This is a genomic window from Candidatus Vicinibacter proximus, from assembly GCA_016713905.1.
GTDB lineage: Bacteria > Bacteroidota > Bacteroidia > Chitinophagales > Saprospiraceae > Vicinibacter > Vicinibacter proximus.
On sequence record JADJOE010000003.1, the window covers coordinates 926,523 to 940,885 of the forward strand.

Annotated in this window: 7 protein-coding genes and 1 tRNA gene; 5 read left to right on the plus strand and 3 right to left on the minus strand. The window is 34.6% G+C overall.

Annotation, left to right across the window (positions count from 1 at the left end; translation table 11 throughout):
- Positions 1 to 55 precede the first annotated feature (55 nt).
- Genes IPJ83_12225 through IPJ83_12235 form a run of 3 tightly spaced genes read right to left on the minus strand, consistent with a single transcriptional unit; the run spans position 56 to position 7,491 of the window.
- On the minus strand, positions 56 to 6,028 hold the full coding sequence (locus IPJ83_12225; GenBank protein ID MBK7881313.1) for a hypothetical protein: 5,973 nt from the start codon (positions 6,026 to 6,028) through the stop codon (positions 56 to 58).
- A 10-nt stretch (positions 6,029 to 6,038) separates the two neighbouring features.
- Positions 6,039 to 7,157 carry an FAD-binding oxidoreductase gene (locus IPJ83_12230; GenBank protein ID MBK7881314.1) on the minus strand — a complete coding sequence of 373 codons (1,119 nt, stop codon included), beginning with the start codon at positions 7,155 to 7,157 and terminating at the stop codon, positions 6,039 to 6,041.
- The gene (locus tag IPJ83_12235) at positions 7,144 to 7,491 is read right to left on the minus strand and encodes an MmcQ/YjbR family DNA-binding protein (protein ID MBK7881315.1); all 348 of its coding nucleotides are present in this window, start codon (positions 7,489 to 7,491) and stop codon (positions 7,144 to 7,146) included. Before IPJ83_12235 ends, IPJ83_12230 begins: the two co-directional genes overlap by 14 nt.
- 51 nt (positions 7,492 to 7,542) lie before the next feature.
- On the opposite strand from IPJ83_12235, the gene IPJ83_12240 reads away from it, so the two are divergent.
- The 5 genes from IPJ83_12240 (at position 7,543) to IPJ83_12260 (ending at position 14,235) form a co-directional block, all read left to right on the plus strand.
- Entirely contained in the window at positions 7,543 to 8,619 is a 1,077-nt protein-coding gene (locus IPJ83_12240; protein ID MBK7881316.1) for an endonuclease, read from the plus strand.
- 105 nt (positions 8,620 to 8,724) lie between these two features.
- A tRNA-Arg gene (locus IPJ83_12245) sits at positions 8,725 to 8,796 on the plus strand.
- A 306-nt stretch (positions 8,797 to 9,102) separates the two neighbouring features.
- On the plus strand, positions 9,103 to 11,832 hold the full coding sequence (locus tag IPJ83_12250) for a CotH kinase family protein (protein ID MBK7881317.1): 2,730 nt from the start codon (positions 9,103 to 9,105) through the stop codon (positions 11,830 to 11,832).
- Positions 11,833 to 12,190: 358 nt separating this feature from the next.
- Positions 12,191 to 12,538 carry a hypothetical protein gene (locus IPJ83_12255; protein MBK7881318.1) on the plus strand — a complete coding sequence of 116 codons (348 nt, stop codon included), beginning with the start codon at positions 12,191 to 12,193 and terminating at the stop codon, positions 12,536 to 12,538.
- A gap of 74 nt (positions 12,539 to 12,612) precedes the next feature.
- A complete protein-coding gene (locus IPJ83_12260; protein ID MBK7881319.1) occupies positions 12,613 to 14,235 on the plus strand; it encodes a hypothetical protein in 1,623 nt (540 codons plus the stop codon).
- Positions 14,236 to 14,363: the final 128 nt, after the last annotated feature.

Sequence of the window (14,363 nt, forward strand, 5' to 3'; positions counted from 1 at the left end):
TCAAAGTTAAATTACCTCAAATTCTTAAAACAGGAATTTCGATGAATCTAATGAATTATTCGATACTTATTCGAATTCCTTTACTATGGGCTGAATATTCCGGTGCATACATACATTGTAGAGTAGTTATTCCATTTGAAAATTTACCTTTGTGTGCTGCTCTCATTTCATATTCAATTACATGAGTGCCTTTTGGCAGCGTACTAAAAAAACAATCTGTGACTAAATCCCGGGGAGAGCGATAAAATGAGACTCCATTATTCCAAACATATTTTGATAGCTGATCCACGGGTTCCAAACCGGAAGCCCGCATAATTTTTAGATGAACGTAATCCATTGGTCGATCCGATTTTAGAATAATTCTTGCCACAACTATGTCCCCAATTCTTACTGGATGATCTTTAGTGACAGGAATAAGCTCTTCTTTTTTACCATTATTATGTTTTAAAAACAATTGCTTATTCAGTTCCAGAACACCTTTAACAGACGCTCCAGTTTTATCCATATCCTCCAGGTGTTGGTAATACAATGCACCCCAGGCAATATTTGAATTAGGGTTACTAACCTTGACCTTACTCATTTCCTTAGAGATACCTTCACCAGGAATGGATTTCTTAAAATATTGGGTTCCTGTTGCTGTTTGTTCTATAACAAGTGGTTTTCCTGCAATTTCAATCTCTACAACTTTATTTGATTCAACCCATGAATTTCCAAAAGCAACCAAGGAAAAGATCGCTTCTGTAGTTGACTTTGTGGTACCCCAGTTTTGTGTTTGTTTATTTTTTAGAAGCCAAACTTTCATTTGATCTACTAAGTCCTTGTCCTTTTGGATTTCCGCAAAAACTTCAATCATGAGTGATTGTGTTTCTACAGGTTGTTCATACCAATAGTAGCTCCAATTGTTTTTCCAGTATGTGCCCAATTCTGGGTGAGCAACAGAACGTTGTTTCAATGACTGAACAATTAAATTAGAGGTATTCTTATTTCCTGACTTATGTAGAACCAATGCTGCCAAGCCCTGGTCATAAATACTTCTTGATTTCCAGTGGTTTTCCATCTGTAACTTGTAATAATTATGAACGACTTGCAGTTGATCATCAGATGGCCAATCGGGAAAATAAGATTTGCAATAGTAGTAATGCAATTGGATATGAGAGAGATTATTATCTTCCCATTTAGCATATCCCTTTTTAACTTGCATGGCCAATTGATCATAATCTTTAAGAATTTCTTCATTTAGAAATTTTTGGGCTTTTTTAACAATATCCAGCAGTTCTTTGTCAGATGACTCCAAAACACCTAATCTTTTCAAATGGGCTATTTGGCTAATAATATGTTGGGTCATATATCTGTCTGGATAACCTTCAGGAAACCAAGAAAAACTTCCACTTGATGATTGTCTGGATTGTAGTTTTTTTATAGATAAATCAATATTCTGACTTAAGGTATTTAAATCCATGAGCAAACTAATTCTGTTCAATTGGTCTTGCTCATTTTTTGCTTCCAATACCCATGGAGTTTCTTCAAGTAAGGCAGATTTCAAGTCTTCATTCTGCAACAAAGGAGATTTATTACTCCCTTGCATTTTAATTTGAGTCAATACTTCCTTGACCTTAGGATATTTGCTTAAGATATGCTTACCAAGTGAATTGGCAAAAATACGACTCATCAATTGTTCACTGCATTCATGAGGAAATTCCATAATATATGGGAGGGATTGAATGGCATACCATATCGGATGTGAACTAAACTCAATCGTGTAATTAACCGGAACAGATGTAGCACTAAAAGCTTTTGTGAAAGCTTCAAACTGAAAAGACTTTTTCTCATTTCCTTTTATAGGAAGTGGCAAAGTTTCAGTAATCAACTTTCTATTGGTAATGACCGGAATGGCCATTTCTTCGCCATCTGTATGATTTAATGTGCCGGCTACAAATTGAAGCAGCAAAATTCTAGTCTCATCTTTTGGAACAATTATTTTCCAGAAAAAAGATTTACTTTTTCCAGCCTCAATTTGTATTGTCTGAAGAGCATCCCTTGATATAAATATATTGCTTAAGTCTTGTTTTGTAGAAATGTCTAAAATTTTTAAGGACACTTCCGTTTTTTGATTTTCTTCGGAAAGATTGGACACCAATGCAGAAATTTCCATTGTATCTCCTTGCCTGAAGTATCTTGGATAAAATGGTTTGATCTGAACTGGCTTTTGTGTAACAATTTCATACGTTTTAAAGCCATACTCCAGGTCTTTAGTATGGGCTATTAACTGCATTTTCCAACGAGTAAGAGCTTCATTCATGGTAAAGGAGAACCTTACTCTACCTTCTGAATTAGAAATCAACTGTGGAAAGAAGAAAACCGTTTCGTTAAGATTTTTTCTTAATTGGAAATCTCTTGGTTTTTCAATTTTAGAGGATGTTTCAAGTTCATTTTCAGACTCAGCCAATTTTTTATAAACTTTTCCAGATTTGCCATAAGATCTGGATTGATCCATTTCCTCACCACCATCTCTGGACTGCATTGGCGCTGCCATTACCACCAAAGGATTATATGCATTAGTAATATCAAAGGTTCGAAGACTGGTATATTCTTTAATCGGAAAATAACCTTCCGCTCCCATCCATTCGCGATAAGAAAGATAATTCAATGAAACAATGTTAAATCCAACCGAATTCATACCAATTCTTGAATGATAATTTGGCCAAAAATCTGTTTTCCAACTAAAAGGAATAAGTGCATCGAGTGAACCATCATACATGGAAGCTAACATTTCTACTGTTTGCGATTTACCCTCATTATTCAATATTTCCACCTCCCATTCTTCCTTTGAACCCGGAAGAATTTTGCTGCGAAAACTGTTAGTCCGTATTTCTAAATCTTTAGATTTCCAGGGCACAGTTACTTGTTTATGAAATTCATAAATATTGTTCTGTATTACACAGAAAGAAGTAAAATATATTGTACCACAATCAGAAATCACAGGCTTAGCGCCGAATTTATATAAGGAATTGGTGTTTACCCATTTACTTTGTATACCGCTACGAGATTCGTAGGTATTAAAAAACCAACTATTCTTGGCAGCTGCAAGCACCAAAAAATCAAGCTGTTGCCCAGGAAGAACCTGATCCTTAACTGTTATTAAATCTGGTTTTGGATAAATAGTACTTTCCGATACATTGATGAGAATGGCATAATCTATATAATTCTGTACATTTCCTAAACTATCTTTAGCTTGCACAACCAATTTAATGGCTCTTGTTGAATTAGGTATTTTGGCCAATGCAAGATTAGATTCACTGGTCTTTGAAATAGTAATTTCATACAAAAGTTTGTGAACAGGCCAAGAGGACAATTCATCTTCTTGGTCATAAACGTCATTTGGAAAATACTTTTTATATTCCTTAAGTGAGTATTTATAAAGATCAGGTTTTTCCCAGGATCTTTTTCTTAACAGTACTTTAGGTACCTCAATTTCAAAGATTTTACATTGTATTTCAGCATTAAGCGGGAGCTCTTTAATATTCTTTGAAAAAATGCGAATCTGTTGCACCGAATCTTTTAATATAAATGATTTCAAATTAGAAGATAAAAAAATCTTTTGTTGAGAAAGTTGAATATCACTTTGTGATGTTTGAGTCTCGCCCGTTAAACTAACTGCTTCCACTTCGTATTTAAACTGATCTATAAGAGATTGTTCTTTATTTCCGGGAGAAGACTTACTAAAAAAAACAAATTCAAAATTTCCCTTATCATCTGTAAGAGTCTTTCCATAATCAATCTGCACATCTTGTGATGGATAGATTTGCTTAAAATACCAAGATGGGTAATACGGCATGAAAGAACTACGCATAACTTTATAACGCACAAAACAACCTGAGAGAGGAACTCCACTATAACTATTGACGGAACCTTTGATTCTTACAGAATCATTCAGACTAACACCATCTAAAGGATCATATAATTTAACTTCAAAAGATGGGCGTTTATATTCCTCCACTTTAAAGGAATATTGACCCAATCCTTCAATACCTAATGAATAATCTCCGTTCAAACCGTTTTGTGGCAGAATAAAACTTCCATGCGCAGTACCATAAGCATTACTGGATAATTTATATTCTCCAATATTTTGATGGTTAGCATTGTAAAGAATAACCGTTGATTTTTGATTAGTCAAAATTTTAGGCAAACCGTTTTTATCCAACAATAAATTCAAGATTTTAAAATACACAGTTTGTCCAGGTCGATAAATCTTTCTATCCGTAAAAAAATGAACCATTTTTGTTTCTCTGGCTGGCTCAGGATCGTAGCTATATAACCATTGATTCGAATACAGCACGTCTTTTTTGTATTCAATTTTAAACCTATACCCGTTCCTGGCTTTAACAATAATTTTTCCATCTATGTCTGTAAGCAACCGATCCTGGATTTTAAATTCCGGTTGATTACGATTGTACCTATTTGTGGGTGAATAGGTGATTACTTTAGCTCCTTTTATAGGTTGACCGCTCTGCCTGTCCACCACCAAAATCTGTTGTCCATTTCCCAAACCGTTAAGTATGACGGCAGAGATACCGGAGGATTGAAAATAGCCAAACTTAATTTGAGATTGATTCTTAAACTCACTACTTGGAGAACTAAGAATTGCATAAACACCCGGGTCTAGTCCATCCACTTTGAGTTCAACCTGATGATAATTAAAATCAAAACTTTCGGGCCATTGATCCTTCCATTGTCGATATGGATTTTGTTTTAAAAAATAAGTGACTAAATTTTCTTGTTCCACACCAGGATCAATATCTATATCATTTGGTAAAAATTTATAAATCCTGAAATATAATTCATTTAAATTTCTGTGTTGAATCAACATACGGCAAGGCTTTCCAGGTAGATTAACCTCTTCAAGATTAATGTTAAAATCCTTTGCTCTGATGAGAGCAATATAATTTGATATTCTTTCTTTAATGGTAGTATCATTTAGCATGCTTAGGCTATTGGCTATTGAATCCACCTTTAATAGATATTTTGATTTTGGGCTTACTGATTGGGTTACTTGGATTGCGGCATTTGTATAATAAAATCCCAGCAACTCCAAGGACACAAGCGCTTTTTGTGATTTACTTTTTAATGAAGATGCATATTGTTCAAGTGCATTGAGATACATATCTTGAAATTCTTCGGAATCGCTGTTTAATTGATATGCGTATTTCAATCTTGCAAGATTTGCATCTATCATTGCCTCTTCCTGTTTATTCTGACGATGAAATCCAATTACTTTTTGATATAAAGCCCAAATGGAAGATGGTTCTAACTCTAATTGAATAAATTTTTCTAAAGGGGCAAACTGATCAGCAGGTTTAATCTCTTGATTGAATGAAACCAATCCTGTTTGAGCATTTGCGAAGTGTGTGATCGCACGTTGAGCAAGGATATCGAATAAAAAAGGTCTGTAAATCCTGTCATTTTTCAAATCCAGAATGCTTTTATAATCCTCTGTTCCGGAAGTTTTTAATTCCTCCGCTTTTATAGAAGCTAGATAGTAATAATTAGACTTGGTTATTAAGCTCATGTTGGACCAGCTATCCAAATTGGAAGTGTCTTGCTCTAAACCAGGCACATCGGTTTTTTGCGATCTTCCATAATGTGAATGTTGAGATAAATTGAAATACAATTCACCAAGGACTGAATATAACAGAGATAACGAAGGTTCAGTAAGTGACTTTGATTTTTCTTCAAGTCTTCGGATCACCCCCTGTTGTCCTTGCTCATCCTTCTGAATTGCAAGTGTCTCCATCTTTAGCAAACATTTATACAGTTGAGGATGATTTTGATCTTGTCTAGCCAGGACATAAATCTTTTCAATTTCAACCATAGCATCTTCTATAAGACCTTGTGACATCAAGTGATCTACAATAACCCATTCAGCGGTATACTCAGGAAAGTTTTGATTGTTCATCGTAGGATTACTTTTAGGAAAAACAACAGAAAGAAGAAAAGAAGCCAATACTGAAATTGTAAGAAAAATTTTCATGAATTAATTTTTATTTAGAACGATCGAATGTTTCATTCATTCGATAAAATCCTTTTTTAACAAAACGTTTAATGTCTATTTCCGGTGGTAGTTTGACCCCTTGAGCCCACAAGGACAACAATTGAACAGCACAATAAGGTGCAAGTGTTACTCCCTTAGTCCCAAGACCATTGATTAAAAACAAGTTTTGATGTTCAGGATGTTCTCCTACCACGGGTCTACGGTCCCTGCTCGCAGCTCTTATACCAAATCCATGCTCTGAAACATCAAATGGTGATTTAACTGTCCTCCTAATAAATTCCTCCTGTTTTAAACGCTCTTCATTGGTTGTCTTTTCTGTGGTATTTTTTAATTCATAATTAGACCCTACCCAATAATCCTGCTTGTCCAAAGGAATAACAGTATAATCTGAATGCAATATTTCTTTAGGCATTCTTGAAGAAAGTTTAACTTTTAAAAATTCCCCTTTTAAATTATGTACAGGCAACCAGTTGAAAAAGGGGTTCTCAGAAAGCTTATACCCTTCACAAAAGACCACTTTTTTAAAAATAAATCGATCCTCATACTTCCATAAATCCCTGAAAGTTTCCAATAAAGAATAGATAAAAGGGGCTTCAATCCAATTACAACGTGCCCGCAAGTCCTTTTTAAGGCTTCTGACAACATTTGGTATATCAACTTTGTGCACATGTCTGATTCTCCCCAAACTTAGAGGTAAATGTAACTGGTCTCCGAGTTGTTTCTCAAACGGTTCAAGGCCGATAAATGAAGAATAAAGTGGATCGCCAGCTCTTGCCAACCAATTATTTTCAGCTTCAATTTCTTTTAGAAATACTAGAATTTCCGTTTTGTTTATAAATTCATTTACAAGCCTTAACTCGAGGTCTCTATAATATAGCAAAGCAGTTTCCAACAATTCTTCAAATTTCCAGGTCTTGACAAAACGCAGTCCAGTAACAGGGTTAATTAATCCAGAACTAACCTTGCTCGCCTCTCCCTTAGAAACCTGATCGAATACCAGGACAGAATAACCTTTAAGAGATAATTGATCCGCTAGAATACATCCGGCAAGCCCTGCCCCAACTAAGCAGACATCAAAGGTTCCTGAACTAAAATTATTGCTTTGCACGGATGATTTTTGGAAGACTTTTATAAACCTGTTCATAAGAATGATCGATCAGTGACTTCAACAATCTATCTGAAAGTCTGCCTTCAAATGAAACGGTATTCCAATGTTTTTTATTCATATGATAACCTGCTTGAATCTCTTCATGATTAATCCTCAGTTCCAATGCATACTCTGGATCACATTTAAGGTTGACTTTGAATTCCGGAGAGTCCAATCCTGTTATGGCAAAAATCTTATGATGCACTCTTACCACTAAAGTATCGGGGCCAAAAGGAAAATCCGTTGTTACAAAAGGTTTGGATTCACAATATTGAATAAAAGATTCTAGATTCATGCAGAGAAATAATTGAGTAAAGATCCATCCTTATTCTTTAATTTTGCAGGGATGTATCAATTTTTTGGCATTGGGTGGTGGTTTCTTTTCAGTATTTCGGTCTGTACAGGCCAATGGAATAACCAACCAGTATTTCCAGTAGATTCTGGATTTGTGCTACTAGGCAAACTTTTGGAATCTTATAAACCAAACCAGGTTCTTGACTATACAAACGCTAGGATCCAGATGTACCAAAGAATCTACAACATCAAAGATACAGTGTACTGTGTATATTCACGTCATGCCTTGTATTTGGATCCTAATGATTTTGATCCAATTGGATATCTCGCAAAAGGGGGCAGCAACAATGGTATAAATTGCGAACATACATTTCCGCAGAGCAAGGGTGCAGAAACAGGGAATGCCCGTTCTGATATGCATCACTTATTTCCTGCCCGTGCAGCAGTAAATGAATCAAGATCGAATTACCCCTTTGGGGAGGTTGACGACAGACTGACTCAAAACTGGTTTTATAAATCTACTTCCATGAGCAGTAAGCCTAATAAAGATATTGATGAATACAGTGAAGGCTACCGTGATAAATTTGAACCAAGAGAAGACCATAAAGGAAATGTGGCGAGGGCTATTTTCTACTTTATCACTATGTATGATTTACAATCTGACCGTTCTTTTTTTGAAGTTATGAAAAAAGATCTTTGTGACTGGCACCTTAAGGATCCAGTTGATTCTTTGGAATGGGCACGGACCTTTCAGATTGCCCAGTTTCAGGATAAAAAGGCCAATCCTTTTGTTTTGGATTGCAGTTTAGCCCGCAGAACTTACTGTACTACTTCAGCGCCATGTCTCCATATAAATGGCACAAATGCATTGGATATAAAGCATGCTTTCAGCTTTAACAATCCAGCTGCTGAGCTGCTTACTCTGAATTGGAGTGATTTGCCTTTTGACGATTTGGAAATAAATCTACGAAACATGGATGGTCGGGTTAGTTATTATCAAAAGGCTGTCCCTACCTCTTCTCAAACTGCTAGGATTGACCTATCAACCCTCCCTACTGGAATTTATATATTGACTTTGCTTAATCGAACCTATCACTTTAGTTTTAAAACTAAAATCACAAAGCTTTAACAGTCAATTATTTAGACAAATTATTGTGCTCTAAGTCAAGAATCGTGGGCACACATTCCAAATTTTTTAGAAATTTGCACTTCTTTTGCTCCACCAGAGCTTGAAGGTCCCGTAGTTCAATGGATAGAATAGAAGTTTCCTAAACTTTTGATACAGGTTCGATTCCTGTCGGGACTACATTTTTAGGAACAATTATTTTAATTTTAATTTACTTTTTAACACTTAAAATTGTTTCACACTATTTTGAATTATTGACTCCCAAAAGAATAAATATATACCCCCCCCCCCAATTTATAGATTTAAATTTTTGTTTCTTATAGAAATAGTTTAGATACTTGAATTTAAAAGTATTAATATTTTCCCCCTACTATTTTGTTTTATTTTATTTAGTATTTTGAATTTGAAACTAGATGCTCATATATGTTGAAGCGGAAATGATGGAATTAATTTAGATTTGTTCTTAATTATTAGTAAAATTAGGCAATGAATCCAAAAACACTTCTCCTCCTCAATTTCCTTTGTTTGAGTATTTCTGCACAGTCCATTAAACTGGACTCTTCTGATCTTCCAATCTGCATCATCGACACCCGCGGCAAAACCATTGCCAATGAACCAAAGATTCTTGCACACATGAAAATCATTTATAATGGCCAGGGTAAGATGAATTATTTGAAGGATAAAAAATTTAATTACAATAATTTCATTGCCATTGAAATCAGAGGAAATAGTTCGCAGTCATATCCTCAGAAGCAATATGGCATTGAATTACGGGATAGTATATCAGGTAATGATTTGGACACTTCACTGATTGACATGCCCAAAGAAGAAGACTGGGCTCTGTATGCGCCTTATAACGATATAAGTATGATGCGCAACGTGCTTACATACCACCTTTGGAATGAAATGGGACATTGGGGACCAAGAACAAAGTTTTGTGAATTGATATTAAATAATGAATATGTAGGCATTTATATTCTTACGGAATCGATTAAACGTGATCCTTATAGAGTAGATGTTGCTAAACTTAATCCTGAGGATCTTAGCGGAAATGAACTGACCGGAGGATACATAATGAAAATTGACAAGAAGAATAGTACAACAGATCTTAGTTTTGTTTCCAAAGTTAAATCCACTAACAATCAGGATGTAACCTGGTTATATCATTATCCTGACGCTAAGGATATCAAACCTGCTCAACAGACCTACATTCGCAACTTCATCGACACTGTAGAACAGCTGATCGCATCTCCCGGATTTTTAGACCCAAAAAATGGTTATAAGAAATACTTAAGTGTGAATTCATTCATTGATTATTTTTTGATCACAGAATTCTCACGAAACATTGATGCATATAAGACCAGCAGCTATTTCTATAAGGAAAAACAAGAGTTGGATGGCAGTCAAGGCATGTTAAAAGCCGGACCCGTTTGGGATTATAATTTTGCTTTTGGAAATGCAAGCTTTTGTTCTGGAGGCCAAACAAACGGATGGATGTATGATGGCTGCATGCCCGCAACTTTACCTACACCAATATTATGGAGAAGGTTATTGGGGGACAGTAATTATTTAAATAATGTAAAATGCAGATATCTCGAACTAAGAAAGACTATATTGGACACAAACTATCTTTTTAGGTATTTGGACAGATATGCATTTGACACTTTAGATGCTGCTCAAAAAAGACATTTTTCAAAGTGGAAAATTCTAGGAACAAATCCTGGGGGATTTAATGCATACATTGCTTCTTCTTATCCAGACGAAATCAGACGTTTAAAAACTTGGATACGTAATCGCCTAGCTTGGATGGATGCAAATTTATCCGGTCGTTGCATTGCAGATCCTGTGGTTGCAAAAATTGAAACACCAGTAGACCCTGAATGTTACCTTGGCACAAGAGGTCAAGTTCAAAAAAAACAACCTTTCAACTTACATCCTATAAATTATCAGGGGTTAGAAAAAATATCAATTATTCCTCCTGATATTATCAGGTGGGTATTGGTTGAATTACGCGATGCATCTGATTCTACAAAAATAGTAGACAGACGCGCTGCATTGCTGCGCAGTGACAGTGTATTGGTAGATACTAATTTCTCTGTTGGAGTTTACTTTCCAAACGCGATATCTAATCAGGCATATTACCTAGTAGTTAGATATGACTCATTAGGATTTCTTATGAGTAAGGAAATCGTTAAAATACCCAATAACAATGACTACAATCTCAACCGAACAAATAAAGTATTGACCATTTCAAAAAATAGTCCAATCATATATAATTCCACATGGATTGGAGTAGATACTTTTTATGTCTGTAAAGGACAATCCCTCATTCTTAATGATTCAAATTTAGTAAAAGCTGGCTACTTTTTTGAGTCTAGGGACATAACCAGTACATGGCAAAGCATGAAAATTCCTAAAGCCCATGAAGTTGTTTTGGATTTTGAAAACGATGGTTTTTATCCAATAGAATTATATATGAACTGCCAAAATTATTTTACGATTAGAAGTTTATTTTATATAAAAGTTTGGCCAAAACCAAGGGCAGAGATATTTGGTCCTGACTCATTTTGTTTTGCTGACAGCATTGTTCTGACCTCAGGAAATTTTACATCTTATAACTGGAGCACTGGAGATAAAACTAGTTTTACTAAAATTTTTCAACCTGGAAAGTATACATTAACTATTAGTGATGACCACGGTTGCACTTCAATAGTCGAAAAGGAAGTAGCATTGTATCCTGAAATAAAAGGCAAAGTAGTTTCAGAGTCAAGTTCTTTAACTGACTCTTGTAAGGTCTATTTTGTGCCTGAAAACCCGTTTTCAAAATATTTTTATTTATGGAGCACTGGACAACAGGCGGATACTATTCAAACTAGTGAACGTCTCATAAGCTTGGTGGTGAAAGACAGCAATGAATGCGTTAAACGTTTCAGCCATATGTGTGATCCACTTTATAATCAGAGTAATCTTATAGAAGAAATACAAATCATTCCAAATCCTAATCTTGGAGCCTTCAGGGTTGTGGTTGATGAAAAGTTAAAGAACGGTATGATTTTATTAATAGACTTCCATGGAAAGATTTTGCTCAAAAAACATATTTCAGGATTGGAAGATTACATCCATCTTAAACCAGATGAAATTTCTGCGGGCATGTATTTGATTAAGATATTTAAGAACGAATTTCAATCCAACAGAAGGATTATTATTCTTCAATAAATAATTCGTTGACATAATAGCTGAAATTTCCTAAACCTTGCAATCACAAAAGGAATTTCAAGATAAATTCAGTTATGTTGTTTAGCGTATAAATTCAGACTTTATCCTCATTTTGAATAACTAATCATCCTCAATAAAAGAACAAAAATTAACTCATATTACATTATTTTGTAATATGACAAATATTTTAATTTATATTACAAATTTATAAATTGTCAGAATTTTCAATAACAACATTAATCTTTTACATTATATTCTATGGCTATTTCATATAATACTTATTTTTAACATAAGTCTAATATTCGAAAATATTTTAGTTAATTAAACACATTGGCATACTTTATGTGCTAATGAGTTTATGGGCATCAACATTCAAGAAATCAATAGAAAACATCTCCTTAGCGCAGATGTAGTTTATAGGGTAAATTATGGTCTTTGCAGCCGTTTGGTCAATTTTAAGAACGGTATAATATATTTGGAGGTAATGTTTACAGGAAAGTGGAAAAAATCCTACGATGAAACTACAGAGGAACTAGCTAATTGCTGGCGAAACACCAATAAAGAACTCGCAAAAGCCTTAGGATGTAAAGTTTATATTGTTGATGCGAGAGAATATCCTTATAAAAAAGAACTTTATTTACATTCTGGCGTGGCAAGTTACGATGCTAAAAAAGGCATTCTTTTTGGAGAGAATATTCTTAATTAATTTTACAATTTCCATATCCTAGGTAACCGTAATTCACTTATATTTATGTTTTGAATCTGCATTGATTATGAAACATGAGACCCCTGATAAATATAATCAGAGCACACTGCACCATACTTTTTGTTCTTGGGTCAACTTTGTTGGTTTACTCTCTCAGAATATTTTTGTTTGATGGAACTGGCGATGATGGGGATAGCCTTACCCATTTTTTAATTGCCAAATATGCTTGTGTTCATCCAGATCTATTTTACGATCATTGGGGAAAACCGTTTTTTACACTTTTAGCATTTCCTTTTGCCCTATTAGGATTTAAAGGAATACAGTGTTTCAATTTATTAAATCTCCTATCCTGCCAAATTGCACTTTATCTTATAGGGAAAAAACTGGATCTGAAATTCAACTGGCTGCCTTCCCTTTTTCTTGGCTTCTGTTTAATCAGCATCAAAGTCATTCCCTCAGGGCTTACGGAACCATTATGTGCAAATATTTTAACCTGGGCTGTCCTTGGATTCCTTTCAGACAGATACTATACTTCCACCATACTTATTTCATTTTTACCCTTTGTGCGATCAGAGGGATTGATAATTCTAATCTTAGCAGCAATATTTTTGCTATCCATTCACAAATGGTTATTAATGCCACTTTTATCCTTTGGGCATTTCGTGATGGGATTACTAGGGATGAAGTACCATAATGGAGATTTTTTTTGGACAATTCACAACATACCATACCCTGTGAATGGTGCATTCTATGGAATAGGCAACCCTTTCCATTTTATTCTTAACACCCCTGAAATGTTAGGTCCAATTTTAACTGCTATGTTTCTTGGAGGTCTAATTTTAATAACCTTTCTCCCTCTGGCATTATATCGAAAATCTTCAGATTCCAATGTGAAAATTTTCTTCATCCTAATTGTCGGATCCGTAATGGGGTTTTACTTTTTTCATTCTTATGCCTGGGCTGCTGGAAGATTTAACTCCTATGGATTGACAAGAGTCATGTTTGCAGTGATGCCAATGATCTCTATCCTTGCATGGATACCAATTGAATTTATTTCTAGAAATAAAACTGGCAGAGGGATTAACATAATATTTGTAAGTAGTTTGATTGGCATACATTTTTATACGCTATGCTATGGAAAATATGCACTCAAAAAAGATGATTTTAATATTAAAACATCCCAGGAAGTCCTGGTCAAAGCTACGAACAAGTTAATGCAATCTGAAGCTCTTTACTCTTCAAATTTATTGCTCTATGATGCACCCTACCTCAGTGTGTTACTCAATATAGATCCGCATGGAAATAAATACGAACGAACCTTATCCATTCTTGAATTGAACAGAAGATTCCCCCTTAACACCATAATTATTTGGGATCAATACTACTCTGGAGATCACAGTAAAATACTGTTGGATAGTCTTCTTCAAGACAACCGTCTGAATCTTTTATTTGAAGTAAATGAATATGATTATAACGGTAAAATAGAAAAATGCGCTGTATTCAAAATTAAACCTGAATTTGCTATTGATTATTCCTCACCTGAGGTGCAAAATAAATTGGAAGCCATTAAAATAAATTTGGTAAATGACTCTTTGTTTTTTCCAAAACTTAAAAAACAAAGTTTCAAAATAGGAGTAACCATGGATTCATGTTTAAATCTTAATGCAAAGTATTTTTTGGAAAGAGAAAAAAAGTAAAAATACATCATCAAGCATTTGAGGTTTCATCATTTATTAAAGACATCAATCAATTAACCTTGTGCTTGTAGACTTTAGTTTAAAATCTTTCAACCAAATTTAACAAATTACATTTAAAGACTAAAATT

Bases quoted from the DNA above. Each gene is read 5' to 3' on its own strand.
- IPJ83_12225 (MBK7881313.1), bottom strand. From the start codon at position 6,028: ATGAAAATTTTTCTTACAATTTCAGTATTGGCTTCTTTTCTTCTTTCT.
- IPJ83_12235 (MBK7881315.1), bottom strand. From the start codon at position 7,491: ATGAATCTAGAATCTTTTATTCAATATTGTGAATCCAAACCTTTTGTA.
- IPJ83_12240 (MBK7881316.1), top strand. From the start codon at position 7,543: ATGTATCAATTTTTTGGCATTGGGTGGTGGTTTCTTTTCAGTATTTCG.
- IPJ83_12250 (MBK7881317.1), top strand. From the start codon at position 9,103: ATGAATCCAAAAACACTTCTCCTCCTCAATTTCCTTTGTTTGAGTATT.
- IPJ83_12255 (MBK7881318.1), top strand. From the start codon at position 12,191: ATGGGCATCAACATTCAAGAAATCAATAGAAAACATCTCCTTAGCGCA.
- IPJ83_12260 (MBK7881319.1), top strand. From the start codon at position 12,613: ATGAGACCCCTGATAAATATAATCAGAGCACACTGCACCATACTTTTT.